27 protein-coding genes are annotated in these 26080 nt (G+C 67.6%); 20 read left to right on the top strand and 7 right to left on the bottom strand.

Annotation, left to right across the window (positions count from 1 at the left end; genetic code table 11):
* Positions 1-164 precede the first annotated feature (164 nt).
* The 4 genes from ahpF to ABH900_RS14245 all read left to right on the top strand — a co-directional run bounded on the left by ahpF (position 165) and on the right by ABH900_RS14245 (position 4343).
* Complete coding sequence (ahpF, locus tag ABH900_RS14260; RefSeq protein ID WP_429623654.1) at positions 165-1757, top strand: alkyl hydroperoxide reductase subunit F; 1593 nt, start codon at positions 165-167, stop codon at positions 1755-1757.
* Positions 1758-1842: 85 nt separating this feature from the next.
* On the top strand, positions 1843-2808 hold the full coding sequence (locus ABH900_RS14255) for a LysR substrate-binding domain-containing protein (RefSeq protein ID WP_429623652.1): 966 nt from the start codon (positions 1843-1845) through the stop codon (positions 2806-2808).
* Positions 2809-2931: 123 nt separating this feature from the next.
* Entirely contained in the window at positions 2932-3336 is a 405-nt protein-coding gene (rnk, locus tag ABH900_RS14250) for a nucleoside diphosphate kinase regulator (protein ID WP_429623650.1), read from the top strand.
* Between the two features lie 50 nt (positions 3337-3386).
* Positions 3387-4343 (top strand): transaldolase, encoded by a 957-nt coding sequence (locus ABH900_RS14245; RefSeq protein WP_429623648.1) that lies wholly within the window; start codon positions 3387-3389, stop codon positions 4341-4343.
* Between the two features lie 423 nt (positions 4344-4766).
* Here the strand turns inward: ABH900_RS14245 and msrA are convergent, their stop codons facing one another.
* Entirely contained in the window at positions 4767-5432 is a 666-nt protein-coding gene (gene msrA / locus ABH900_RS14240; RefSeq protein ID WP_429623699.1) for a peptide-methionine (S)-S-oxide reductase MsrA, read from the bottom strand.
* Positions 5433-5462: 30 nt separating this feature from the next.
* Complete coding sequence (locus tag ABH900_RS14235; protein WP_010481810.1) at positions 5463-5726, bottom strand: DUF2007 domain-containing protein; 264 nt, start codon at positions 5724-5726, stop codon at positions 5463-5465.
* A 212-nt stretch (positions 5727-5938) separates the two neighbouring features.
* Between ABH900_RS14235 and ABH900_RS14230 the strand changes: the two genes are divergently transcribed.
* The 6 genes from ABH900_RS14230 to ABH900_RS14205 all read left to right on the top strand — a co-directional run bounded on the left by ABH900_RS14230 (position 5939) and on the right by ABH900_RS14205 (position 11310).
* Positions 5939-7687 carry a glutamine--tRNA ligase/YqeY domain fusion protein gene (locus tag ABH900_RS14230; RefSeq protein WP_429623646.1) on the top strand — a complete coding sequence of 583 codons (1749 nt, stop codon included), beginning with the start codon at positions 5939-5941 and terminating at the stop codon, positions 7685-7687.
* 43 nt (positions 7688-7730) lie between these two features.
* Complete coding sequence (locus tag ABH900_RS14225; RefSeq protein WP_429623644.1) at positions 7731-8384, top strand: hypothetical protein; 654 nt, start codon at positions 7731-7733, stop codon at positions 8382-8384.
* A 48-nt stretch (positions 8385-8432) separates the two neighbouring features.
* The gene (locus ABH900_RS14220; RefSeq protein WP_429623642.1) at positions 8433-9155 is read left to right on the top strand and encodes a DUF6348 family protein; all 723 of its coding nucleotides are present in this window, start codon (positions 8433-8435) and stop codon (positions 9153-9155) included.
* Positions 9156-9251: 96 nt separating this feature from the next.
* Positions 9252-9812, top strand: coding sequence for a nucleoside deaminase (locus ABH900_RS14215; RefSeq protein WP_429623640.1), 561 nt, complete (start codon positions 9252-9254; stop codon positions 9810-9812).
* Positions 9796-10863, top strand: a complete 1068-nt coding sequence (gene rlmM / locus ABH900_RS14210) for a 23S rRNA (cytidine(2498)-2'-O)-methyltransferase RlmM (protein WP_429623639.1) — start codon at positions 9796-9798, stop codon at positions 10861-10863. The genes ABH900_RS14215 and rlmM overlap by 17 nt, the downstream gene beginning before the upstream one ends.
* A gap of 51 nt (positions 10864-10914) precedes the next feature.
* Entirely contained in the window at positions 10915-11310 is a 396-nt protein-coding gene (locus ABH900_RS14205; protein ID WP_429623637.1) for an EF-hand domain-containing protein, read from the top strand.
* Positions 11311-11380: 70 nt separating this feature from the next.
* Here the strand turns inward: ABH900_RS14205 and ABH900_RS14200 are convergent, their stop codons facing one another.
* Both ABH900_RS14200 and ubiH read right to left on the bottom strand, forming a co-directional pair.
* Complete coding sequence (locus ABH900_RS14200; protein ID WP_429623635.1) at positions 11381-12562, bottom strand: UbiH/UbiF family hydroxylase; 1182 nt, start codon at positions 12560-12562, stop codon at positions 11381-11383.
* The gene (gene ubiH / locus ABH900_RS14195) at positions 12559-13767 is read right to left on the bottom strand and encodes a 2-octaprenyl-6-methoxyphenyl hydroxylase (RefSeq protein ID WP_429623633.1); all 1209 of its coding nucleotides are present in this window, start codon (positions 13765-13767) and stop codon (positions 12559-12561) included. The genes ABH900_RS14200 and ubiH overlap by 4 nt, the downstream gene beginning before the upstream one ends.
* A gap of 109 nt (positions 13768-13876) precedes the next feature.
* Here ubiH and ABH900_RS14190 point away from each other — a divergent pair, with 109 nt between their 5' ends.
* From ABH900_RS14190 to ABH900_RS14145, 10 genes are all read left to right on the top strand, one after another.
* Complete coding sequence (locus tag ABH900_RS14190; RefSeq protein WP_014645992.1) at positions 13877-14461, top strand: hypothetical protein; 585 nt, start codon at positions 13877-13879, stop codon at positions 14459-14461.
* An 8-nt stretch (positions 14462-14469) separates the two neighbouring features.
* On the top strand, positions 14470-15024 hold the full coding sequence (locus ABH900_RS14185; RefSeq protein ID WP_429623631.1) for a cob(I)yrinic acid a,c-diamide adenosyltransferase: 555 nt from the start codon (positions 14470-14472) through the stop codon (positions 15022-15024).
* Between the two features lie 9 nt (positions 15025-15033).
* A complete protein-coding gene (locus ABH900_RS14180) occupies positions 15034-15972 on the top strand; it encodes a histone deacetylase family protein (RefSeq protein ID WP_429623629.1) in 939 nt (312 codons plus the stop codon).
* 89 nt (positions 15973-16061) lie between these two features.
* Entirely contained in the window at positions 16062-18542 is a 2481-nt protein-coding gene (gene lptD, locus ABH900_RS14175; RefSeq protein WP_429623628.1) for an LPS-assembly protein LptD, read from the top strand.
* Positions 18539-19885 (top strand): peptidylprolyl isomerase, encoded by a 1347-nt coding sequence (locus ABH900_RS14170; protein ID WP_429623627.1) that lies wholly within the window; start codon positions 18539-18541, stop codon positions 19883-19885. The genes lptD and ABH900_RS14170 overlap by 4 nt, the downstream gene beginning before the upstream one ends.
* A gap of 3 nt (positions 19886-19888) precedes the next feature.
* Entirely contained in the window at positions 19889-20869 is a 981-nt protein-coding gene (gene pdxA, locus ABH900_RS14165; RefSeq protein ID WP_429623625.1) for a 4-hydroxythreonine-4-phosphate dehydrogenase PdxA, read from the top strand.
* A complete protein-coding gene (gene rsmA / locus ABH900_RS14160) occupies positions 20866-21669 on the top strand; it encodes a 16S rRNA (adenine(1518)-N(6)/adenine(1519)-N(6))-dimethyltransferase RsmA (RefSeq protein WP_429623623.1) in 804 nt (267 codons plus the stop codon). Before pdxA ends, rsmA begins: the two co-directional genes overlap by 4 nt.
* Positions 21670-21682: 13 nt before the next feature.
* Positions 21683-22066, top strand: a complete 384-nt coding sequence (gene apaG, locus ABH900_RS14155; RefSeq protein WP_049446387.1) for a Co2+/Mg2+ efflux protein ApaG — start codon at positions 21683-21685, stop codon at positions 22064-22066.
* Positions 22067-22081: 15 nt separating this feature from the next.
* Entirely contained in the window at positions 22082-23101 is a 1020-nt protein-coding gene (locus tag ABH900_RS14150; protein WP_429623621.1) for a symmetrical bis(5'-nucleosyl)-tetraphosphatase, read from the top strand.
* A complete protein-coding gene (locus tag ABH900_RS14145) occupies positions 23098-23745 on the top strand; it encodes a DUF1287 domain-containing protein (protein ID WP_429623619.1) in 648 nt (215 codons plus the stop codon). The genes ABH900_RS14150 and ABH900_RS14145 overlap by 4 nt, the downstream gene beginning before the upstream one ends.
* 88 nt (positions 23746-23833) lie before the next feature.
* On the opposite strand, the gene ABH900_RS14140 is transcribed toward ABH900_RS14145, so the two are convergent.
* The 3 genes from ABH900_RS14140 to lgt are packed head-to-tail and all read right to left on the bottom strand — an operon-like array spanning position 23834 to position 26009.
* Positions 23834-24325, bottom strand: a complete 492-nt coding sequence (locus tag ABH900_RS14140; RefSeq protein ID WP_429623698.1) for a dihydrofolate reductase — start codon at positions 24323-24325, stop codon at positions 23834-23836.
* A gap of 5 nt (positions 24326-24330) precedes the next feature.
* Entirely contained in the window at positions 24331-25125 is a 795-nt protein-coding gene (locus ABH900_RS14135) for a thymidylate synthase (protein ID WP_429623617.1), read from the bottom strand.
* Positions 25122-26009 (bottom strand): prolipoprotein diacylglyceryl transferase, encoded by an 888-nt coding sequence (gene lgt, locus ABH900_RS14130; RefSeq protein WP_429623615.1) that lies wholly within the window; start codon positions 26007-26009, stop codon positions 25122-25124. The genes ABH900_RS14135 and lgt overlap by 4 nt, the downstream gene beginning before the upstream one ends.
* Positions 26010-26080 lie beyond the last annotated feature (71 nt).

Raw genomic sequence — 26080 nt, 5'->3', positions numbered from 1 at the left:
CACGCCGGCGTGGGGGTGAACCCAAGACAGCGAACGCGCGCCAGCCTTGGCCAGCCAGCCCCTTCCACGGTCGCTGTCTTGGGTTCACCCCTCCCCCCTGCTGGTCCGCTACCTTCTACGGCGGTGCCACGCCCCCTGTTTGCCTGAAGCCAGGAGATGACCCGATGTTGGACGCCAACCTGCAGTCGCAGCTGAAGACCTATCTGGAGCGCGTGACCCGCCCGATCCAGATCACCGCGCACGCCGACGATGGCGCCAAGTCGCAGGAAATGCTGGAACTGCTGCAGACCCTGGAAAGCCTGTCGGACAAGATCTCGCTGCAGGTGCTGCGCGAGGGCCAGGGCCGCGTGCCGTCCTTCGACCTGGGCACGCCGGGCCAGGACATCCACCTGACCTTCGCCGGCCTGCCGATGGGCCACGAATTCACCTCGCTTGTGCTTGCCCTGCTGCAGGTCGGCGGCCATCCGTCCAAGGCCACCGCCGAGCTGATCGAGCAAGTGCAGAACCTCGAAGGCGACTTCAGGTTCGAAACCTACTTCTCGCTGTCCTGCCAGAACTGCCCGGACGTGGTGCAGGCGTTGAACCTGGCTGCGGTGCTCAACCCGCGCATCCAGCACGTGGCCATCGACGGCGCCCTGTTCCAGGACGAAGTCGAGGCACGCGAGATCATGTCGGTGCCGACCGTGTACCTCAATGGTGAAGTGTTCGATCAGGGCCGCATGACCCTGGAGCAGATCGTCGCCAAGCTGGACACCAACGCCGGCAAGCGCGAGGCCGAGAAGATCGCCGCCAAGGACGCCTTCGACGTACTGGTGGTCGGCGGTGGCCCGGCCGGTGCTGCAGCAGCGATCTATGCCGCGCGCAAGGGCATCCGCACCGGCATCGCCGCTGAGCGTTTCGGTGGCCAGGTGCTGGACACCATGGCGATCGAGAACTTCATCTCGGTGAAGGAGACCGAGGGCCCGAAGCTGGCCACGGCCCTGGAACAGCATGTGCGCGAATACGAGGTGGACATCATGGACCTGCAGCGCGCCAGCGCGCTGGTACCGGCCGGTGAAGACGGCCTGGTGCAGGTGCAGCTGGAGAACGGCGCGGTACTGAAGTCGCGCTCGGTGATCCTGTCCACCGGCGCGCGCTGGCGGCAGATGAACGTGCCGGGTGAGGACCAGTACCGCAACAAGGGCGTGGCCTACTGCCCGCACTGCGACGGCCCGCTGTTCAAGGGCAAGCGCGTGGCGGTGGTTGGCGGCGGCAATTCCGGTGTGGAAGCGGCCATCGACCTGGCCGGTATCGTGTCGCATGTAACCCTGCTGGAATTCGATTCCAGCCTGCGCGCCGATGAAGTGCTGCAGAAGAAGCTGCGCAGCTTGGCCAACGTCACCGTGCTGACCAGCGCGCAGACCACCGAGGTGCTGGGCGACGGCAGCCGGGTCACCGGCCTGGTCTACAAGGACCGCGTCGGCGGCGACGCCCACCGCGTCGAGCTGGAAGGCATCTTCGTGCAGATCGGCCTGCTGCCCAACACCGAGTGGCTGAAGGATGTGGTGGCGCTTTCGCCGCGCGGCGAGATCGTCATCGACGATCGCGGCCAGACCAACCTGCCGGGTGTTTTTGCCGCCGGCGATTGCACGACGGTGCCTTACAAGCAGATCATCATCGCCATGGGCGCCGGTTCGACCGCCGCACTGAGCGCGTTCGACCACCTGATCCGCTCGTCGGTGAGCAACAGCAGCGGTGCCGTTGCTGAAGCTGCCTGATCCACCGTTCCCAGATCACCGGGAACCTTGTCTGCCTGCCGGGTAACCAAGCCGTCAGCCGGTCCGTTACCCCTGGGGTGTAAGGATGAACCTACGTGATCTGAAGTACCTGGTAGCCCTGGCCGACCACAAGCATTTCGGCCGGGCTGCCGCCTCCTGCTTCGTCAGCCAGCCCACGCTGTCCACGCAGATCCGCAAGCTGGAAGAAGAACTGGGCCTGCCGCTGGTGGAACGCGCGCCGCGCAAGGTGATGCTCACCCCGGCCGGCCAGGAAGCGGCCGCACGGGCACGGGTGATCGTGTCCGAAGTGGAGCAGCTGAAGGAAGCAGCGCGGCGCAGCCGCGATCCGGAAGCCGGTACGGTTCGCCTGGGGATCTTCCCGACCCTAGGCCCGTACCTGCTGCCGCATGTGATCCCGCGCATCCGCGAGCGCTTCCCCGAGCTGGAGCTGCTGTTGGTGGAGGAGAAGAGCGATGTGCTGCTGGACCGCCTGCGCGAAGGCAAGCTCGACGCTGCGCTGCTGGCGCTGCCGGTGATCGATGACCAGCTGCACGCCGAATTCCTGTTCGAGGAACCGTTCCTGCTGGCCGTGTCCGGGCGCCATCCGCTGGCCCGACGCGACCACCTGGACGTGCAGGAACTGGCCACGCAGAAGCTGCTGCTGCTGGAAGACGGCCATTGCCTGCGCGACCAGGCTCTGGAAGTGTGCCGCCTGTTCGGTGCCAACGAGAAGTCCGAATTCCGCGCCACCAGCCTGGAGACGCTGCGGCAGATGGTTGCCGCCGACGTCGGCATCACCTTGCTGCCGAGCCTGTCGGTGCAGCCGCCGGTGCCGCGCTCGAACAACATCCGCCTGCTCGACTTCACCGGCGAAGGCCGGCCCAGCCGCCGCATTGCCATGATCTGGCGGCGCAGCTCGGCGATGAACGACTTCCTGATGGAGCTGGCCGACCAGTTCAAGCGCCTGCCGCATGCGCTGTTCACCCTCGAGGCGGTGAATGCCGACATCGGCGGCGGCAACGCGCTGTCCGGCCCGGTGCTGAACGGCTGAGCCCCTGCAGCACCGGCCCGGAATCGGCAGGAGTCGATTCCAGGCGCATTTGTCCCCACAATACAGACAGGCGGCGCCAGCAGGTGCCGCCTTTTGCATGGCTTTCAACCAAGGAGCGTCACCATGAATACCGCCAGCGGCCTGCCGCCGTCGATCACCGTTTCCACCTTCGACATGGATCGCCTGGACGCCATGCTCGAATCCCCTGCGCTGAGCCAGACGCCTGCCGCGCTCGCGCTCGCCGAAGAACTCAACCGGGCCACTGTGCTGGCGCCGGACCAGATTCCCGAAGGCATCGTCATGATGCATTCGCGCGTGGAATGCGAAGATGAAGTGTCGGGCGAAAAGCATGTCCTGACCTTGGTCTTCCCCCGCGAAGCCAACGTCGATGAAGGCAAGGTTTCCGTGCTGGCCCCGGTCGGCAGCGCCCTGCTTGGCCTGTCGGTGGGCCAGAGCATCGACTGGACCGCGCCCGGCGGCCGCAAGCTGCGCCTGCGCGTGACCGCGGTCCACAACGACCGCCCCTGATTACCGCTGCGCATCGCGCGCGATTTAATCCCCCTGCACCAGGAGCCGTAATGAGTACCCCGTCCAAACTGTCCCAGCTGCGCGAACTGTCCGTGGTCGTTGCCGATACCGGTGACTACGAGGCGATCAAGCGCCTGCAGCCGGTGGACTGCACCACCAACCCGACCCTGGTGAAGAAGGCGCTGGACCTGCCGGTCTACGCCGAGCTGATCGAACGCGAACTGGCCTGGGGCCGCCAGCAGAGCGGCGACCGCGAGACCGTGGTGCACGCCGTGGCTGATCGCCTGACCATCGGCGTTGGCGCACTGCTGAGCACGCTGGTGCCGGGCCGCGTATCCACCGAGGTCGACGCCGACCAGGCCCACGACACCGCCGCCACCGTAGCCAAGGCCCGCCAGTTCATCCAGATGTACGCCGATGCCGGCGTGCCGCGCGAGAAGATCCTGATCAAGATCGCCGCGACCTGGGAAGGCGTGGAAGCCGCCCGCGTGCTGCAGGCCGAGGGCATCGACTGCAACCTGACCCTGATTTTCAACCCGACCCAGGCGTTGGCCTGCAGCGAAGCCGGCGCGTTCCTGATCTCGCCGTTTGTGGGCCGCATCCTGGACTGGTACGTGGCCAACGGCCAGACCCCGGCCACCATCGACGAAGACCCGGGCGTGAAGTTCGTGCGCGGCGTGTATGCCGAATTCAAGCGCCGCGGTTCGTCGACGGTGGTGATGGGCGCCTCGTTCCGTTCCACCGCGCAGATCGAAGCGCTGGCCGGCTGCGACCGTCTGACGATCTCTCCGGACCTGCTGGAGAAGCTGGACGCCGACCATGGCGAGCTGCCGCGCAAGCTGGTGGCCGGTGCGGCCGATGGCGCGGCGGTAACGCCGATCGATGCGGCGAAGTTTGCCGCCGACCTCGCGGCCGATCCGATGGCCACCGAGAAGCTGGCTACGGGTATTGATGCGTTTGCCAAGGATCTGGAAGCACTGCGCCAGCGGATCCGCGAGGCACTGTGATTCCGGCCAACGGCTGAGCCCCTCGTGGCGGGTCGCTCAAGGCAGATCGTGGGACTGGCAGGGCGGGTGGGCCCTGCCTTCGACAGTTGCTGCGGCGGTCCGCCACGGAAGAAAGAAAAGAAGAGCAGAAGCGGGTCGCGCGCTGCGCTTGCTCACAAACAAAAAGGACGCGGCGAAGGCCGCGTCCTTTTTGTTTTCCTTCAGTTCGTCAGTAACCCATGCTCTTGCCCACCGTCACCGGGAAACTGTCGAAGGTGGGACGGGGGCGGCTGGCTGGACCGTTGGCGCCATGGATGGCGCCATCGAGCCCCCATGGATGGGTTTACGGCGTGTCCTGCCAGCCGCCCCCGTCCCGCCAAACCATCAGCAACCCAGAGCCGCTTTGGATGTTGATGTTGCCCGCCGCAGGCGGACCTCCGCGCGTCAGCGCGGCGCCTCCACATCCAATCCGATCGGGCAGCTCACTCCGGTACCACCGATGCCGCAGTAACCGTTCGGATTCTTCGCCAGGTACTGCTGGTGATAGTCCTCGGCGTAGTAGTACTCAGGCGCCGGGTACATGATCTCGGTGGTGATCGGGCCATAGCCGGCCGCAGCCAGCTGCGCCTGGTAGGCCTCGCGGCTGGCCAGCGCGGCCGCGTACTGGCTCTCGTCGGTGGCGTGGATCGCCGAACGGTACTGGGTGCCGGTGTCGTTGCCCTGGCGCATGCCCTGGGTCGGGTCGTGGCTTTCCCAGAACAGCTGCAACAGCCGCTCCAGGCTCACCACCGCCGGATCGAACACCACCTGCACCACCTCGGTATGGCCGGTCAGGCCAGAACAGACCTCTTCATAGGTCGGGTTCGGGGTGATGCCGCCGGCATAGCCCACCGAGGTGCTGTACACGCCCGGCTCGCTCCAGAACTTGCGCTCGGCGCCCCAGAAACAGCCCAGCGCGAAGCGGATCTGCTGCAGGCCGGCGAAGCGCTCCTTCAACGGATGGCTGTTCACGAAGTGCTGGTTGCTGTGCAGCGGCAACGGCTGATCGCGCCCCGGCAACGCCTCTTCCGGGCGTGGTAGACGCTGCTTGAAGGCCCCGATGCCGAGGATGCCCTGGCCAATTCCCAACATGATGCGCTCCTACGCCGGCAGGCCGGCAATGTCGTCGGCATCTGAAATGGGGGCGTCGGGGGCGTGGCCCAAGTCCAGTGCCGCCACGATGTCCTCGGCCTGCGGGCGCGCGGCATCCGGGATGCCGACCCGCAATACGCCGAACAGCGGAAGCTCCCCCATGCCGCCCAGCAGCGACTCGCCGAACACGAACGCGGGAATGCCGGCGTCCTCCAGCGCGTGCTTGACCAGATGGGCGTCGAACAGGTTGTCGGCCTTGTACACGATGTGCATGCGGCGGCTCCACGGGACAGGGGTCCAGCATACGCCCGGGCGCTGAATGCCGCCGGTGACGGCGAATGACCATTCCGCCGGCCAGCGGCCGGCGCTACCGGAAGATGGGTTGGTAGTGCCGGCCGCTGGCCAGCAACCCCAGGTGCCACCGGGCAGCCCTACCCGGTACGCGCTAGACTGTTGGTCTTTCTGCCTTTCTTTTTCGCCGACTCATGTCCGAGCATACCCCCGCCAGCCCCGAGACCCCCGCCGACAGCCACGAAAAGCGCGATTTCATCCGCCAGATCGTGCGTGAGGACCTGGCCAGCGGAAAGCACCAGGCGATCAAGACCCGCTTCCCGCCGGAGCCGAACGGCTACCTGCACATCGGCCATGCCAAGTCGATCTGCCTGAACTTCGGCATCGCCGGGGAGTTCAGCGGCGTCTGCAACCTGCGCTTCGACGATACCAACCCGGCCAAGGAAGACCCGGAATACGTGGCCGCGATCCAGGACGACGTGCGCTGGCTGGGCTTCGAGTGGAACGAGCTGCGCCACGCCTCGGACTACTTCCAGACCTATTACCTGGCCGCCGAGAAGCTCATCACCGACGGCAAGGCCTATGTGTGCGACCTGTCGGCCGAGGAAGTGCGCGCCTACCGCGGCACCCTGACCGAGCCGGGCCGTCCGTCGCCGTGGCGCGACCGCAGCGTCGAAGAGAACCTCGACCTGTTCCGCCGCATGCGCGCCGGTGAGTTCCCCGATGGCGCGCGCACCGTGCGTGCCAAGATCGATATGGCCAGCGGCAACATCAACCTGCGCGATCCGGCGCTGTACCGCATCAAGCACGTCGAGCACCAGAACACCGGCAACGCGTGGCCGATCTACCCGATGTACGACTTCGCCCATGCGCTGGGCGATTCGATCGAGGGCATCACCCACTCGCTGTGCACGCTGGAATTCGAAGACCACCGCCCGCTGTACGACTGGTGCGTGGACAACGTCGATTTCGCCCATGACGACGCGCTGACCCAGCCGCTGGTCGATGCGGGCCTGCCGCGCGAAGCGGCCAAGCCGCGCCAGATCGAATTCTCGCGCCTGAACATCAACTACACGGTGATGAGCAAGCGCAAGCTGATGGCGCTGGTCACCGAACAGCTGGTGGACGGCTGGGAAGACCCGCGCATGCCGACCCTGCAGGGCCTGCGTCGCCGTGGCTACACCCCGGCGGCGATGCGCCTGTTCGCCGAGCGCGTGGGAATCAGCAAGCAGAATTCACTGATCGACTTCAGCGTGCTGGAAGGCGCGCTGCGCGAAGACCTGGACAGCGCCGCGCCGCGCCGCATGGCGGTGATCGATCCGGTCAAGCTGGTGCTGACCAATCTGCCGGAAGGCCACGAAGAGCAGCTGACCTTCAGCAACCACCCGAAGGACGAAAGCTTCGGTACCCGCGACGTGCCGTTCGCACGCGAGGTGTGGATCGACCGCGAGGACTTCGCCGAAGTGCCGCCGAAGGGCTGGAAGCGCCTGATTCCCGGTGGCGAAGTGCGCCTGCGTGGCGCCGGCATCATCCGCTGCGATGAGGTGATCAAGGACGCTGACGGCACCATCACCGAACTGCGCGGCTGGCTGGATCCGGAATCGCGTCCGGGCATGGAAGGCGCCAACCGCAAGGTCAAGGGCACCATCCACTGGGTCAGCGCCGTGCACGGCGTACCGGCCGAGATCCGCCTGTACGACCGCCTGTTCTCGGTACCGAACCCGGACGACGAATCGGAAGGCAAGACCTACCGCGACTACCTCAACCCGGAATCGCGCCGCACCGTCACCGGCTATGTCGAGCCGGCCGCGGCCAGCGCGACCCCGGAGCAGTCGTTCCAGTTCGAGCGGACCGGCTACTTCGTCGCCGACCGCCGCGACCACTCCGAGGCCAAGCCGGTGTTCAACCGCAGCGTGACCCTGCGCGACACCTGGTCGGCCTGAGGACCGGCGCGGGCGCCAGCACGGCGCCCGCACGACCACGACGATGATCACCGCCCTGTCCGCCCTGCTCTGGTTCACCTCACAGCATCCGCTGCTGACGTTCTTTGCAGCGGTGGTGCTGGCCGGGCTGGTCTCATGGTGGCGGCGTTGCCTGGGCTACGTCATCGTGGTGTTCGTGCTGGCGATGCTCAACATCGTCCTCGGCAGCTTCCTCAACGCCGCCTTCCTCAATGTGGTGGGCGAACGTGGTGAAGCGGTGATCGTCAAGGCCGAGGAAACCAACTCCACGCTCAACGAACAGTACATCTGGCGCTACGAAGCGGTGCTGCGCACTGCCGAGGGCCGCGATGTGGAAGTGGTGTTCCACACCAACACCGCTTCGCTGTGGCCGCTGGAGAACGCCATCCGCATCCCGGCGCAGGACCAGCCGTTCGTGGTGAAGTACACGCCGGGTTTCCCGCGCAACTTCGTCATCCTCACCAACGAATCATCGCAGGGCATCGCGCTGGCCCGGGCCAGTGCGCGCGAGCGCGTGGAGGTGGCGGCACGCAAGCTGCACTTCAGCCCCGGCAATGCCGACTTCCGTGCGGACTATCGCCGCGAGCTGGACAGCTGGCTGCGCGACCATGGCAACGATCCACAGCAGCAGTCTGATGCACGGCGTTATCGCGCCGAACGCGACGCACTCGACCGCTAGACCCGGGCCTTGCCTGGATGCCCCACCCCATCCACCCACAGGCCCGACATGACCACGACCTCCACCGCGCTTCTTCCGCTGCTGCAACAGGTCCTGCTGGAAGGCGGCATCGCCTGCCGCGTCGACGGCGGCGCACTGTTGCTGGACAGCGGCCTGCGCCTGACCCCGCATGCAATGGCCGCGCACGCGCGCGACAACGGCGGTTGGCAGACGTCGACCGTCATCGAGGTGGTACACCCCACCCTGTTCGCCGATGGCCTGTTCGAATACCAGCACGCCAACGGTGCCGATGAGGCGGCCTCACTGCAGGCCGGCTTCCAGGCCTGGGCGCGGGTGGACCTGGCAACCCTGCAGACCGCGGTCGGTGCAGAGGACGCGCAGGGCCTGCCGATGATGGGCATGACCTATCCCGCCAGCGACGACAGCGAGGAACACGAACGCACTGTGGTGCTGGGGCCACTGGCGCATTACCGCGCGCAGGAGGTGGATGCCTCCACCTGCAGCGAGGACGACCATGGCTCCTGCCCCTGCTGCCTGTTCACCCGAAGCATGGACGCCTTCGACGAACTGCTCAAAGCGCGCCAGTTCCTGGCCATCCGCCTGTTCGCCTCGCGCGACGCCGATGGCCAGTGCGAGGCCGATTGCCGGGTCAACGGCCATGACTTCGCCCCCGCCCTGCCCCTGCTGCGCGCCTACGCCGCCGGGTGGCCGCAGGCCGGGCTGGAGTTCCGCAAGCAATACGTGGTGATCCGTACCGGCTCGCCAGGGTGACTTTACCCACACCCGGTACAGGCCGGTGCGGCTACACTGCGCGCCGGTTCCCGATGCAACCGCACTTTCTTTCATCCCACACGAGGCACCCCCGCGATGCTGTACGCGCAAGTCCACCTGACCCTTCCCGCCTGGATCCACGACCAGATCGACCTGGATCGTCGATATCCAGGCGATGAGGCCAAGGTCGCGCTGGCGATCGAGCTGTCGCGGCTGAACGTCGAGCACGCCAGTGGCGGCCCGTTCGGCGCCGTGGTGTTCGGCCCGGAGGACAAGGTCATCGCCGCCGGCGTGAACCGGGTGATGCCGCATTCGACGTCGCTGGCGCACGCCGAGAACATGGCCTACATGCTGGCCCAGCAGCGCCTGCAGACCCCGCGCCTGAACGCGGTGCTGTCGCCGGTCACCCTGGCCACCAGCTCGCAGCCGTGCTGCCAGTGCTACGGCGCCACGGTGTGGGCCGGCATCGACCGCCTGCTGATCGGCGCCAACTCGGCCGATGTCGAGGAGTTGACCCCGTTCGACGAAGGCCCGCTGCCCACCGACTGGGTCGGCGAGCTCAACAAGCGCGGCATCGAAGTGGTGCAGGGCCTGAACCGAGACGCGGCACGCAGCGTGCTGCGCGCCTATGGGGAAAGCGATGGCGCCCGTTACTGAGGCCGGCATCGGTCTGCTGTGCCTGTGCCGGCAGGGCTTCGAGCCCGAGCTGGCCGGCGAGCTGCAGTTCCGCGCAGGCGAAGCCGGTTTCGCCGGCTATGCGCGCACCCAACGTAATGACGGCTATGTGCTTTTCATGTGCGACGAGGCAGCCGCACTGGCGCCGCGACTGCGCTGGCGCGAGCTGATCTTCGCGCGGCAGAAGCTGGTGGTGCTGGCCGAACTGCCGCAGCTGGACCCGGCCGACCGCATCACCCCGATGCTGGAGGTGCTGGTCGATGCGCCACGCTTCGGCGACCTGTGGGTGGAGCATCCCGACTCGGACGCCGGCAAGCCGCTGTCCGGGCTGGCCCGTGCCTTCGGCAATGCGCTGCGCCCGGCGCTGCGCAAGGCCGGCAAGCTCAGTGACAAACCGAATGCCCGCCTGCCGCGCCTGCACGTGGTGTTCGTTGACGGCACCCATGCCTTCGTCTGCGTGGCCGACCCGGCCGACAGTGCGCCGTGGGCGCTGGGCATTCCGCGCCTGAAGCTGCTGCCCGAAGCACCCTCGCGCTCGGCGCTGAAGCTGGACGAAGCGCTGCTGACCCTGCTGACGCCGGAAGAGCGCGAAGCACTGGTGAAGCCCGGCATGCGCGCAGCCGACCTCGGCGCCGCCCCCGGCGGTTGGACCTGGGTGCTGACCCGCCAGCATATGCAGGTGCTGAGCGTCGACAACGGCCCACTGCGCCAGCACGTGCTGGACACCGGGCTGGTCGAGCACCTGCGCGCCGATGGTTTCCACTGGCACCCCGAACAGGCGCTGGACTGGATGGTCTGCGACATGGTCGAGCAGCCGCGCCGCGTCGCCGAGCGCATGGCCACCTGGTTCCGCGAAGGCTGGTGCAGGCACGCGATCTTCAACCTGAAGCTGCCGATGAAGAAGCGTTGGGACGAAACCCGGCTGTGCCTGGACCTGTTCCAGGACCAGGCCGGCAAGCCGCTGGTGGTGCGCGCCAAGCAGCTGTACCACGATCGTGAAGAGATCACCGTGCTGGCTTCGCCGCTGCGCTGACACCGTCGTGTCCGCCGGGCCTGGCCCGGCGCTACCAAGGAGGAAGAACCCATGCAACGTCGTTCGATTGCACTGCTGGCCGTCCTGCTGGTGGCCACACCGGCCCTGGCCCAGCAGTTGCCGCACACCCCGGCGCAGAGCCAACCGCTGGGCCCAACCGGCGGTGCGATCCGCCAGCAACCGCTGGGCGCTGGCCAGGTCACCGGCAGCGTCGAGATCCCGCAACCAGCCGGCGAAGCGGCGGTCACCGTGCGTTCGCTGGAACCGAGCAGCGTGGTGGGCCAGTACCGCATCCGCTTCAGCGATCTGGACGTGAACGGCGACGGCTTCATCAGCCGCGAGGAAGCACAGGCCAACCCGGCGTTGGCCGACGAGTTCAACGCGCTGGACCGCAAGCACCGCGGCAAGCTGGACCGCGCCGACCTGGCCGGCTGGCTGGTCGACTGAAAAAAGGGGACGGAGGGGATTAAGTCGTTTGTGCCACAAACGACTTAATCCCCTCCGTCCCCTTTTTGGGTTACACGCCGGCGGCGCGCTTCCAGAACGCCTGCACCAGCGGCGGCCATTTGCCCACGCAGCCCAGCGCGCGGCCGCGGGCCAGGGTCAGGTGCATCTCGTCATTGGAGAACAGGCGGTTGATCGCATCGAAGCTGTAAGCGGCAAGGTGGTTGTCGCTGCGTCGTTCGCGTGCCCAGCGCTGCAGCCGCTGCGGCGACAGGCGCGGCTGGCCACGACGCTCCGCCGACGGCGCCAGCCACTGCTGCAGGGCGGCGACATCGCGCAGCCCCAGGTTCACGCCCTGCCCGGCCAGCGGATGCACCACATGCGCCGCATCACCCAGTGCCAGCACACGGCCGGCGACGTAGTGACGGGCCAGTTGGCGACGCAACGGGAACGCTGCGCGCGGCGATGCCAGCCGCAGTTCGCCCAGGCGCGCAGCGAAGGCGCGGGTCAGTTCGCGGTTGAAGGCGTCCTCGTCCAGCGCCAGCACGCGCGCGGCTTCCTCCTCGGGCAGGGTCCAGACAATCGAGCTGCGGCGCTCGGCCACCGGCAGCAACGCCAGTGGCCCGCTCGGCAGGAAACGCTGCCAGGCCGTGGCCTGGTTGGGCCGCTCGCTGTCCACATAGGCCACCACGCCGCGCTGGTGGTAGTCATGCCGCTCCACCTCGATCCCGGCCAGCTGGCGCAGGGTCGATTCGGCGCCGTCTGCGGCCACCGCCAACGCCGCTTCCAGGCGCCGACCATCGTCCAGGCGCAGGCGCACGCCGTCTTCGTCCTGCTCCAGCGCTTCCACACGCGCCGGGCAGTGCAGCTGCACGCCGGCCGCCGGCAGCGCCGCCCACAGGCGATCCTGCAGCAGGCCGTTCTCGACGATATAGCCCAGCTCCCGGCGGCCGAAGCGATCGGCGTCGAACAGCAGGTCCTCACCGCCGGCTGCATCCCACACCTGCATGCGCCGGTAGGGCCAGGCGCGGGCCTGCGCGATGGCCGGCCACACGCCGAGGCGGTTCAGCAACTGCACGTTGTCGGCAGCGAAGGCAAACACACGCAGGTCCGGCTGCGCAGCCTGCCACGGGGCCGGCTCGCGGCCTTCCACCAGTGCAACAGAGAGACCGGCATCGGCCAGCGCCAAGGCACAGGCCGCACCGACCACACCGCCGCCGACGATGGCCACGTCCAGGCGCGCGCGCCGGCTCATGCCGCTTCTCCACGGCACAGGCGCGGCACTTCGCCACGGAAGCCCATCGCACCGCCGACCAGCATCGACTGTACCGAAGCGCGTTGCGCGGCGACCAGGCCAAGACTGCGCAGCGGCCGCAGCAGCGGCGCCGGGTTGCTGGTCAAGCGCGCCAGGCCGCCGGAGAACGCCACCGTCTGCCGACGGTCTTCCTCACGACGCGCGACATAGGCCTGCAGCAGTGCATCACTGCCGACATCGTCGTGTCCATCCTCCAGCAGTTCGGCCAGGGTCAGCGCATCGCGCAGGCCCAGGTTGAAGCCCTGCGCGCCCAGCGGATGGATGGTCTGCGCGGCGTTGCCGAGCAGCACGGCCCGCTCGCCGACCAGCGTGCGCGCCAGAACCTGGATCAGTGGGTAGGCGCTGCGCGGACCGGATTCAAGAAGGCGCCCGGCGCGCCAACCGATCGCGCCCTGCAGGCGTTGCAGCCACGCGCCATCGTCCAGCGCCATCACCGCGTCGGCCTGATCGCGGGCGACGCCATGCACGGTGCCGAAGTGGCGGTCGCCGCGCGGCAGCAGGGCGGTCGGGCCGGTGTCGGTGAAGCGCTCCCAGGCCGTGCCATCCGGCGCACGCTGGCTGCGCACGCGGGCCACGAACAGGGTCTGCTGGAAGTCGTGGCGGTCAACGTCGATGCCCAGCGCGTCGCGTACGCCGCTGCTGGTGCCATCAGCACCGACCACCAGCCGTGCCAGCAGCACGCGTTCGCCGGCCTCGTCGGCCACCCGCACCTGGCGGTAGCCGTCGACCACCTCGCCCAGGCCCAGGAACCGCAGCGGCCGGTAACGACGTAGTCGTGGCAGCTCCTGCAGCCGCGCTTCCAGCGCCTGGCCGAAGTCACGCGCCACCACGACCTGGCCGAACCACGGCCGGTCGTAGTCGGAAGCCTCCAGCTGCACGCGGCCGAAATCACCCGCACGGCTGACGTGGATGCGGCGGATCGGACCCGGCGCCATTGCCAGCTTCTGCATCACGCCCAGCGCGGTCAGCGCGTTCACCGTGGCAGCAGCGAAACTGAGGTTGCGCTGGTCGAACACCGCCGGCAGCTCGCCGGCCGGGCTGGCCTCGAGCAGGCCCACGTCGCGGCCCAACCGGTCCAGGGCGATGGCCAGACTGGCACCGACCAGGCCACCACCGACGATCAGCACGTCATGTCGTTCACTCATGGCGTTCATGATACGCGCTCGCCCTGCCCGAACACCCAACACCAACCGACCTGCGCCAACCGGCGCGGCGGGCTAGAATGAAACCTGAATCCGCTCCGGGCCCGCTGCCATGTCCGCCACCGCCAACCGTGCCTTCGTCCTGTCCGTACTCGTGCTGTTGCTGGCGGCGACCCGGGTCAACCACTTCGCGGCGATCCCCGATGCCTCCTGGGCGGTGTTCTTCATCGGCGGCTTCTACCTGGCCGGTTGGACGCGCTGGGCGTTCCCGCTGCTGATGGTGTTCGCGGTGCTGGTGGACTGGATCGTGATCCGCAGCAGCGGCCTGGATTTCTGGCAGCACTACTGCGTGTCGCCGGGCTACTGGCTGCTGCTGCCGGCTTATTTCTCGCTGTGGGCCGGTGGCATGCTGCTGGGCCGCAACTACCAGGGCGCGCGCTGGCCGGTGCTGGCCAAGGGTGCGTTGCTGCTGGTGGCGTCGGTGGCAGTCTGCCACCTGCTGGCGCAGGGCGGCTTCTACTGGACCAGCCGCAACGTGGCCGAACCGACCCTGGCCGGTTGGGCGCAGAACTATGCACAGTGGTTCGGGCCGTACCTGCGCACCACCGCGATCTACGTGGCGCTGGCCGCCGCCCTGCAGCTGGCCGTGGAGCAGGTATTGAAGCTCCAGCAGGCCCGCCGCGACATCCGCCACTGAGCCACGCCATGGGCCATCGTCTCTCGCGCATCTATACCCGCACCGGCGACGACGGCAGTACCGGCCTTGGCGATGGTCAGCGCGTGGCCAAGGATGACGCCCGCGTGGCGTCCTACGGCACCGTCGATGAAGCCAATGCCGCGCTCGGCCTGCTGCTGGCCACGGCGCTGCCGGAGGATGTCCGCGCGCTGGTGGTGCATCTGCAGCACCAGTTGTTCGACCTGGGCGCCGAGCTGTGCATCCCCGGCCACGCCGCGATCCACGCCGCCGATATCTCGGCACTGGAACAGCAGCTGGACCACTACAACGCCAGCCTGCCGATGCTGAAGGAGTTCATCCTGCCGGCCGGTGGCGAGGCGGCCGCACGCTGCCACCTGGCCCGCACCATCGTGCGCCGCGCCGAACGCGAGACGGTCACCCTGGCCCGCCACGAGGCGGTGCGCGGCGAAGCGTTGCAATACCTCAACCGGCTGTCGGACCTGCTGTTCGTGCTGGCCCGGGTGCTCGCGCGCGCGGACGGCCACGGCGAAGCGCTGTGGCAGCCACAGCAGCGCCAGCGCTGAGTCGGCCCGATGCTGGTCTTCACCCATCCGTCCTGCCTGCTGCATGACCCCGGCCCCGGCCATCCGGAATGCCCGCAGCGCCTGCAGCGCGTGCTGGATGCCCTGCACGCCGCGTTCCCCGGCCAGCTGGACTGGCGCGAGGCACCGTCGGCCAAGTTCGGCGAACTGACCCGGGTCCACGACAGTGCCCTGCTCGACTTCGTGCTGCAGCCGCAGACCGCGCCACTGCGCCAGCTGGACATGGACACCTGGACCTCACCGGGCTCGGCCAGCGCCGCCGTGCATGCGGCCGGTGCCGGCGTGGCCGCCGTCGACGCGGTGATGCTGGGCGAGGACCCGCTTGCCTTCTGCGCGGTGCGACCGCCGGGCCACCATGCCACCAGCAGCGCCGCGATGGGCTTCTGCCTGCTCAACAACATCGCCATCGCCGCCGCCTATGCCCGCGACCGCCATGGCCTGGAGCGGATCGCGGTGGTCGATTTCGACGTCCACCACGGCAACGGCACCCAGGACATCTTCCAGCACGATGCAAGGGTCTCGTACTACAGCACCCACCAGGCCGGGCTGTTTCCCAATTCCGGCCTGCGCCGCGACCGTGGCGCGGGCAACCTGATGAACATCCTGCTGCCCCCGGGCAGTGGCGGCTTCCGCTTCCGCAATGTCTGGGCCGACGAGATGCTGCCGGCCATCGACGACTTCCGTCCGCAGCTCTTGCTGATCTCGGCCGGCTTCGACGCCCACCTGCGCGATCCGCAGGCCGACCTGATGCTGGAAACCGACGATTTCGCCTGGATCACCGCCGAACTGCATGCACTGGCGCGACGCCACGCGGCGGGGCGGGTGGTGTCGATGCTGGAAGGCGGCTACGACCTGCAGGCCCTTGCCGAGTGCAGCGTCGCCCACGTCCAGGCGCTGATGTCACCCCCTCGGGACAGCGCCGCCGGATGAACCCGAACCGGCAGGATCCGACGCCCTTCATTGCCCCTATGCAAGGGATGGGGCAAGCTACCGTCCGTTTTCGCCCGAATCCGAACCGCGTGCGCCGAGCCCTCCGCCTGCTTCCCCTGCCTCTGAGCATCGCCATCTGCCTGCCGGCAATGGCCGATGAAAAGCCGCTCAACTGGGGCCTGTGCCCGGCGACCGACGTGATTCCCGCGTTCACCGATGCCCCCGTCCCGGTCCCGGGGCAGGACAAGGCCGCCGCCAGCGCCGCGCGCGAGCAGCAGCCCACCGACATCGAGGGCGACCAGCTGCTGGGCACCACCACCGTGCCGCAGTACGAGGGCAACGTGGCGCTGCGCCGGGGTGACCAGTTCGTCGGCACCGACAAGCTCAGCTTCGATACCGAGACCGGCAACTACATCGCCGACGGCAATGTCCGCTACCAGGACTCCTCGATCCGCATGGTCGCCAAGCGTGCCGAGGGCAACCAGGAAAGCGACACCCACAAGATCACCGACATCAAGTACCAGCTGGTGTCGCGCCGCGGCAACGGCGATGCCGAATCGGTCGACCTGCAGGGCGCGGTCGGGCAGATGCACCGTTCCACCTACACCACCTGCGACCCGTCGCAGCCGGTATGGAAGCTGTCGGCGCCGCAGATCGAGGTGGACAACGATGAAGGCTTCGGCACGGCCCGCAACGCCGTGCTGCGCATCGGCAAGGTGCCGGTGCTGTGGGCGCCGTACTTCAAGTTCCCGATCGATGACCGCCGCAAGACCGGCCTGCTGTTCCCGCAGCTGGGCATGTCCGGGCGCAACGGCTTCGACTACACCCAGCCGATCTACCTGAACCTGGCGCCGAACTACGACGACACGCTGATGCCGCGCTACATGAGCCGGCGCGGCCTGATGCTCGACAACGAGTTCCGCTACCTCTACAACGGCGGCCGCGGCGAGCTGCTGACCGCCTACATTCCCAACGACAAGCTGCGCGACCGCGACCGCGGCCGGGTGATGTTCAGTGGCTACCACAACCTGGATGACCATTGGCAGGCCCGTGCCAACCTGGCCTGGGTCAGTGACGAGCGCTATGTCGAGGACTTCGCCAACCGCCTGGTCGGCGTGACCGCATCGAACCTGCAGAGCACGGTCGGCCTGTACGGCACCGGCAAGAACTGGACGGGCGGCATCATGGCCGACCGCTGGCAGCTGACCGACTACACGCTTACTGAGAGCGCGCTGCCTTACAACCGCCAGCCGCGCCTGTTCTTCAACTGGGACAAGCCGGTCCTGCCGTGGCTGGAAACCGGCATCTACACCGAGGCCGTGCGCTTCACCCACGACGACATCAACTTCAAGTACGACGCCAGCGCCGGACCGGACCTGCAGTACACGCGCAACGGCCAGACCCAGCGCATGTACGGCGGCTCGCGCCTGGATGTGAAGCCCTACGTGTCGTTCCCGATCAGTGGCGCGGCCTGGTACGTCACCCCGACCCTGGCCTACCGCTACACCGCCTACGATCTGGACCAGGGCCTGGCCGACAGCGTGCGCCGCACGGTGTTGACCTCCCAGGGCATCGACCCGAACACGGCCACGCCCGAACAGCTGCGCGGCAACAAGTCGCCCAGCCGCAGCCTGCCGATCGGCAGCATCGACGCCGGCCTGTTCTTCGATCGCGAAACCACCATCGCCGGCAAGCCGTTCCTGAACACATTGGAGCCGCGCCTGTTCTACCTGCGCACGCCCTATCGCAACCAGGACGACCTGCCGATCTTCGATACCCGTGACTTCACCTTCAGCTGGGGCCAGCTGTTCCGCGACTCGCGCTATACCGGCGCCGATCGCCAGAACGATGCCAACCAGCTGACCCTGGCCCTGGGCACCCGCTTCATCGACCAGACCACCGGCAAGGAACGCTTCTCGGCCTCCATCGGCCAGATCCAGTACTTCGACGAATCGCGGGTGACCGTCACCCCCGGTGGCGCACCGGTGGAAAAGGGCAAGTCGGCCTGGATCGCCGACGGCAACTACATGATCAACGACCGCTGGACGCTGGGCGCCACCTACCAGTGGGACCCGAAGTACAAGCGCGAGGATCTGGCCAGCGTCCGTGCCCGCTACCTGATGCCCAACGACGGCGTGGTCAACTTGAGCTACCGCTACCGCATCAACTCCGGCGCCCCGGCCAACGCCAACAAACATGACCGGACCCTGCTGGAGCAGGCCGACCTGTCGTTCCTGTACCCGCTGAATGCGCGCTGGAGCCTGGTCGGCCGTTACTACTACTCGCTGCAGGACAAGGAGCCGCTGGAAATCATCGCCGGCGTCCAGTGGGACAGCTGCTGCCTGGCCGTGCGTGCGGTCGCCCGCCGCTATGTCCGCAACCGCGAAGGTGAGATGAACAATGCCATCCAGCTCGAGTTCGTGCTCAAGGGCCTGAGCTCCCTCGGCCAGGACACGGACCGCACTCTGCGCCGTGCTATCCTCGGCTACAACCGCGACGACCTCTATCTCGTCCCCCCCAGCAACACCGGGGCGACCCGGGATGACTACGATCCGAATCTGATCCCATGACCAAGCGCTTCCCCGTTCTTCTCGCCTCGCTGCTGGCGGTGTCCAGCGTGTCCGCCCCCTTGCAGGTGCTTGCCCAGCAGGCGCAGTCGCTTGACCGCATCGCCGCTGTCGTCGATGAGGACGTGATCCTGCAGAGCGAACTCCAGCGTGCGATCGCCAACATCAAGGCGCAGTACGCCGGCCGCGAAACCCAGCTGCCACCGGAAGACGTGCTCAGCCGCCAGGTGCTCGAGCGCCTGGTGCTGGTCAAGCTGCAGGTGGCCCGCGCCCAGAGCAGCGGCATCCGCATCAGCGACCAGGAACTGAACCAGGCGATGAATGCCATCGCCCAGCAGAACGGTTCGAATCTGGATGCCCTGCGCCAGCGTCTGGCCCATGACGGTATCGACTTCAACGATTTCCGTGCCTCGGTGCGCGATGAAATCACCGTGCAGCGCCTGCGCCAGAGCTTCGCGCAGAGCCGCATCAGCGTCAGCGAGGGTGAGGTCGACGCCGCGCTGAAGCAGCAGGCCACGGTCGGCAACCAGTACCACCTGGCGCACATCCTGGTCGGCCTGCCCGACGGCGCCACCGCCGACCAGATCGCCACCGGCCAGAAGAAGGCCGACGGCGTGAAGGCTCTGCTGGACAAGGGCGAGCTGGACTTCAATGCCGCCGCCGTACGCTATTCGGACAGCCCCAACGCGCTGGAAGGCGGCGACCTGGGCTGGCGCAGCCTGGATGAAATCCCGGCCGCCTTCGCGCAGATGATGGAAAAGATGAAGCCCGGTGAAGTGGTCGGCCCGATCCGCGGCCCCAGCGGCTTCCAGCTGCTGAAGCTGGTGGAAGTACGCGATTCCAGCACCGCCGCGGCCGGCGAACACACCGTGACCGAATACCACGGCCGCCACATCCTGGTGCGCGTGGACGACCACCAGACCGACGCCGCCGCCAAGGCCAAGATCGATACCCTGCGCGCCCGCATCGCCGGTGGTGCCGACTTCCAGACCGTGGCCAAGGAGTCCTCCGAGGACAACAACAGCAAGGGCCAGGGCGGCGATCTGGGCTGGTTCCCGGCCGACGCGTTCGGTCCGGCCTTCGGCCAGCAGGTGGAAGGCATCCAGGACGGTGGCGTCAGCCAGCCGTTCCGCACCGATGCCGGTTGGCACATCGTGCAGCGCGTGGCCACCCGCCAGACCGACGTGACCACCGACAACCAGCGTGCCCAGGTCCGCGAGACCATCGGCCGCCGCAAGCTGGAAGACGAGTACAACCGCTACCTGCAGGAACTGCGTGGCGAAGCCTACGTCAGCTTCCGCAGCGGTGACCGTGCGGAAAACACGGCCACGCCGCCGCAGTCCTGACCGATGCGCCCCGAGCTCGCTCTGGTACCGGGCGAGCCCGCCGGGATCGGCCCGGAGTTGTGTGTCCGCCTTGTCCAGCAGCCGCGTGAAGATTGCCGGCTGCTGGCCTTCGCCGACCCGGAGACCCTGCGCGCGGCCGCTGCCGCGCTGAATCTGCCCCTGCATGTGCTGCCCGAGGACGCCGAAGCCCGCGTCCCGGGTGATCTGCGCGTGCGCGTGGTGGCCAATGCCGTGCCCAGCCGCTTCGGCCAGGCCGATCCGGCCAATGCCGGCGCGGTCATCGGCGCCCTGCTCGGTGCCGGCCAAGCCTGCCTGTCCGGCGAACTGCAGGGCGTGGTCACCGGCCCGGTGCACAAGGCCGTCATCAACGACGGCGGCATCGCCTACAGCGGCACCACCGAACTGCTGGCCGACCAGGCCGGGGTGAAGGTGGTGATGATGCTGGCCAACCCCATCGTGCGTGTCGCCCTGGCCACCACCCACCTGCCGTTGCGCGAGGTGGCCGATGCGATCACCGCGTCCGGCCTGGAACACACCCTGCGCACTGTGCATGCCGCGCTGCGCGGCGAGTTCGGCCTGGCCGAGCCACGCATCGCCGTGCTCGGCCTGAACCCGCACGCCGGCGAAGACGGTCACCTGGGCCGCGAGGAACTGGACCTGATCATTCCCCTGCTGCAGCGTCTGCGCGCAGAGGGCATGGACCTGCTCGGGCCGCTGCCGGCCGATACCGCCTTCCTGCCCGCCAAGCTGGCCAACGTCGACACCGTGCTGGCGATGTACCACGACCAGGGCCTGCCGGTGCTGAAGTACTCCGGCTTCGAGCAGGCGGTGAATCTGACACTGGGCCTGCCCTACCCGCGCGTGGCGGTGGACCATGGCACCGCGTTGGACCTGGCCGGCCGCGGCCTCGCCGATCCCTCCAGCCTGCAGGCGGCAACGACGCTGTGTGCGCAGCTTGCGCGGCAACGTACACTGAGCGCATGAATTCCCCGCATTCCCCCTCCGGCCCGGTGTTCACCGCCCCGGCCAAGAAACAGCTTGGCCAGCATTTCCTGGCCGATCGCCACTACATCGACAAGATCGTGATGGCGGTCAACCCGAAAGATGGCGACCGTCTGGTTGAGATCGGTCCCGGCCAGGGTGCGATCACCCTGCCGCTGCTGCGCGTGCACCCGAAGCTGACGGTGATCGAGTTCGACCGCGATCTGATCGCGCCGCTGACCGCCGCCGCCGAACCGCTGGGCGCGCTGACCATCGTCCACCGCGACGTGTTGCGCGTGGATTTCACCGAGCTGGCCGACGGCCAGCCGATCCGCCTGGTCGGCAACCTGCCCTACAACATCTCCTCGCCGATCCTGTTCCATGCGCTGGACCATGCCGCGGTGATCCGCGACATGCATTTCATGCTGCAGAAGGAAGTGGTCGACCGCATGGCCGCCGGCCCGGGCAGCAAGGTCTATGGCCGTCTCAGCGTGATGCTGCAGGCCTACTGCGAGGTGACCTCGCTGTTCGTGGTACCGCCGGGCGCATTCCGGCCGCCGCCGAAGGTCGATTCGGCCGTGGTGCGGCTGGTACCGCGCGATGCCGCCACCATCAACATCAACGACCACAAGCGTTTCGCCGAGGTGGTCAAGGCCGCCTTCGGCCAGCGCCGCAAGACCCTGCGCAACGCACTGAACAACGTGGTGTCCGCCGAGCAGTTCACTGCCGCCGGCGTACGTCCCGATGCCCGCGCCGAGCAGTTGGACGTGGCCGAATTCATCGCTTTGGCCAATGCCTCCTGATTACACTGCCGGTATGGAAGACGCTGACGTTTATGCCATCTCCGTCGAAGTCGCGCCGCGCTTCCTCGACGATCAATCCGCGCCGGAAGACGGCCGCTATGCTTTCGCCTATACGATCCGCATCCACAACCAGGGCCGGGTCGCTGCCCGCCTGGTCGCTCGCCATTGGCGCATCACCGATGCCAACGGTCGTGTCGAGCATGTCGATGGTGATGGCGTGATCGGCGAGCAGCCGCGCCTGCGTCCCGGTGAAGACTTCCATTACACGTCCGGTGTCATGCTGGGGACCGATCACGGCACCATGCAGGGGCACTACGACATGGTCGCCGACGATGGCACCGAATTTGCCGCGCCGGTCGCACCCTTCGTGCTGGCCGTCCCGCGTACCCTGCACTGACACGGAGGCCGAACGATGAGTGTATGGGCGATCGGCGACCTGCAGGGCTGCTATGACGTCACCCAGCGACTGCTGGAGAAGATCCGCTTCGACCCGGCGCAGGACACCCTGTGGTTCTGTGGCGACCTGGTCAACCGTGGCGGCCAGTCGCTGGAAACACTGCGGCTGGTGCATTCGCTGCGGGAGCACAGCGTGGTGGTGCTGGGCAACCATGATCTTTCGCTGCTGGCCGTCGGTGCGCGCACCGAAGAGGAGCAACGCAAGGTCAATCCGGACCTGCTGCGCATCGTGCAGGCCGAGGACCGCGATGAGCTGCTGGACTGGCTGCGCCTGCAGAAGCTGGTGCACGTGGACCGCGAGCTGGGGTGGATGATGGTGCACGCCGGCCTGGCGCCGAAGTGGACCACGCAGATGGCCGAGAAGCATGCCGCCGAGGTGGAAGTGCAGTTGCACGGCGCCGGCTACCGCAAGCTGTTCCGCAACATGTATGGCGACAAGCCGAGCTGGGCGCCCAACCTGTCCGGCTACGACCGCTCGCGCGCGATCATCAATGTGCTCACCCGCATGCGCTACTGCACCCCGCGTGGGCGCATCGGTATCGAGGACAAGGGCACGCCGGGCACGCAGGAGCAGGGGCTGTATCCCTGGTTCGAAGTGCCGGGCCGGGTCGAGCGCGACCTGAAGGTCGTCTGCGGCCACTGGTCGGCGCTGGGCCTGACCATCACCCAGGGCGTGCACGCCATCGACACCGGTGCGGTGTGGGGCGGCAAGCTGACCGCGATCCAGCTCGATACCGACGAGCTGCGCGTGGTGCAGGTGCCGGGACGTGATGTACCTGCGCCGGTACCGCATGCGCGCCCACCGGCGCGGCCTGCGCACGAGCGGCCCGCCACTTCGCAGGGCAAGGAAGCGGGCAGTGGCAACACGCCTGCTGCGAATCCCGGCAACCGTGGCCCGCGTCGCCGCCGCCGTCGTGGTGGCGGAGGTGCCGGCGGCAGTGGCGGCAACAACAACGGCGCGCCACCGCAGGCATGACGCGACGTCGCTGGGCACCATGGACGGTGCTGCTGCTGACGCTGGCCAGCGCCAGCGGCTGTCAGCCCGGTCCGTCCCACGCCCCCGGCGCCGCCGACGATCCCCATCACGCGCCAGCATCCCCGCAGACGCCTTCGCCGCCGCTGGTCGCTGCAGCACGCGCCCAGATCGGCGTCACCACCCGTTACGATCCCGCCTACCAGGTCCTGACCTATCCCGGCGGCGACGTTCCGCTAGATCGCGGCGTGTGCACCGATGTGGTGGTGCGTGCACTGCGTGGCCAGGGCCTGGACCTGCAGGCACGGGTACATGAAGACATGCGCGGCAATTTCAGCGCCTATCCGGCGATCTGGGGCCTGTCACGGCCGGATCGCAACATCGATCACCGTCGTGTGCCCAACCTGATGCGCTGGTTCGAGCGGCACGGTTGGCAGCAGCCGATCACGGCCCTCGCCACCGACTATGAGGCCGGCGATATCGTCGCCTGGAAGCTCAACGGCAACGGCCTGCTGCATGTGGGCATCGTTTCCGATCGGCAGCGGGCCGATGGCACGCCGCTGGTACTGCACAACATCGCGCGCGGCACGCGCGAAGAGAACCTGCTGTTCCAGCACGCGATCATCGGTCATTACCGGATGCCGTAAACGATTCTGTAGAGCCGAGCCATGCTCGGCTGCAGGGTGTGTCCGCAAAGGCAGTCGAGCATGGCTCGACTCCACAGATGCGTTGCGATCAGCGGCGCACGTAGTGCACGAAGCGGAACGCGTAGGCATGGCGTTCGTCGGCCGGGTGCGGCTCGCTGCTCACTTCCCGCCAGTCCTGCACGTCCACTTCGGGGAAATGGGTGTCGGCGGGGACTTCGGCATCCACCCACGTCAGGAACAGGTCACTGGCCTGGTCAAGCAGCTGGCGGAAGATCTCGCCACCACCAATGATGCACAGCTCGCTGGCGCCCTCGCCTTCGGCAATCGCCTTCGCCGCGTCCAGCGACGCGACCGCGCGCATGCCCTCGAACGGCACCTGGCCGCTGCGGGTCAGCACCAGATTGGTCCGTCCCGGCAGCACGCGACCGATCGATTCGGCGGTCTTGCGCCCCATCAGGATCGGCTTGCCGAGGGTGAGCGCCTTGAAGTGCTTGAAATCGTCCGGCAGGTGCCAGGGCATGGCATTGCCCTGGCCGATGCCACGGTTGCGGTCCAGCGCCACGATCATCGAGAGCTTCATCGTGCTCACACCGCCACCGGCGCCTTGATCGCCGGATGCGGGTCGTAGCCATCGATGCGGATATCGTCGAACTGGAAACCGAACAGATCGGTCACCTCCGGGTTCAACCACAGCTTCGGCAGCGCGCGCGGCGCGCGCGACAGCTGCTCGCGCGCCTGCTCGAAGTGGTTCGAGTACAGGTGCGCGTCACCCAGCGTATGCACGAAGTCGCCCACGCCCAGGCCGGTGGCCTGCGCCACCATGTGGGTCAGCAGCGCATAGCTGGCGATGTTGAACGGCACGCCGAGGAAGATGTCGCCGCTGCGCTGGTACAGCTGGCAGCTGAGCTTGCCGTCCACCACATAGAACTGGAACAGGTTGTGGCACGGCATCAACGCCATCTGCGAGAGCTCGCCCACGTTCCAGGCACTGACCACCAGCCGCCGCGAATCCGGATTGCGCTTGATCTCCTCGACCAGCCACTGCATCTGGTCAATCCCGCGGCCATCTGCAGTGGCCCAGCTGCGCCACTGCTTGCCGTACACCGGGCCGAGATCGCCATTTTCGTCGGCCCACTCGTCCCAGATCCGCACCTGGTTGTCCTTCAGATAGCCGATGTTGGTGTCGCCCTTCAGGAACCACAGCAGCTCATGGATGATCGAGCGCAGGTGCAGCTTCTTGGTGGTGACCAGCGGGAAGCCTTCGTTGAGGTCGAAGCGCATCTGCCAGCCGAACACGCTGCGGGTGCCGGTGCCGGTGCGGTCGCTCTTCTCGGCGCCGTGTTCCAGCACATGCGACAGCAGGTCCAGATAGGCCTTCATGCCTTGCCCTCGGCGGCCACCGGCAGCTGCGGCTGCAGCACCGGCGCGCGGCGCGACATCACCAGCAGCACCAGGCCGAAGGCAATCAGCGGCAGGCTGAGGATCTGACCGCGGGTGAGCCAGTCAAAGGCCACGTAGACGCCGTTGTCGGGCATGCGCACGAACTCCACCGCGAAGCGGAACAGGCCGTACATCAGCGCGAACAGGCCACCGACCAGATAGCGATGACGCGGCTTGGCCGACACCGTCCACAACACGACGAACATCACCAGGCCTTCCAGGAAGGCTTCATACAACTGCGACGGATGCCGCGCGAACTGGTTCAGCGCGCCGGTGGCAAACTGCGCCTGCAACGTCGCGTGGTCCAGCTGGTTCAACGGCGCCGGCAGGCCGGACGGGAACACCACGCCCCACGTGCCGTCGGTGTACTTGCCCCACAGCTCGGCACCGATGAAGTTGCCGATGCGGCCAAAGCCCAGGCCCAGCGGCACCAGCGGCGCCATGAAGTCCATGGTGTCGAAGAAGTGCAGCGCGTGCTTGCGCGACCACCACCAGCAGGCGGCGATCACGCCCAGCAGGCCGCCATGGAAGCTCATGCCGCCGTCCCATACCTTGAACAGCAGCAGCGGGTTGTGCAGGAAATCGCCCAGCGCGTAGAACAGCATGTAGCCGATGCGCCCGCCCAGCACCACGCCGAGCATGGCGTAGAACAGCAGGTCGGAGAAGCCGTTGGCATCGACGCCCGGCAGGCGCCCGGCCGCGATGCGGCGGCGGCCCAGCAACCAGGCCGCGGTGAAGCCGAGCAGGTACATGATGCCGTACCAATGCACCTTGATCGGCCCCAGCGAGAGGGCGATGGGGTCGATGTCGTGGAAATAGATCATGGAAGACGCCTGGCAGGAGTACGGGTATTTTAGCGTCCCCGCCAGGCCCGGGGCCGGCACCGGCAACGGGT

The organism is Stenotrophomonas sp. AN71, assembly GCF_050435725.1.
Lineage (GTDB): Bacteria > Pseudomonadota > Gammaproteobacteria > Xanthomonadales > Xanthomonadaceae > Stenotrophomonas.
Note: the sequence above shows the minus strand (reverse complement) of the source record. Positions and strands in the feature narration are given on the sequence as shown.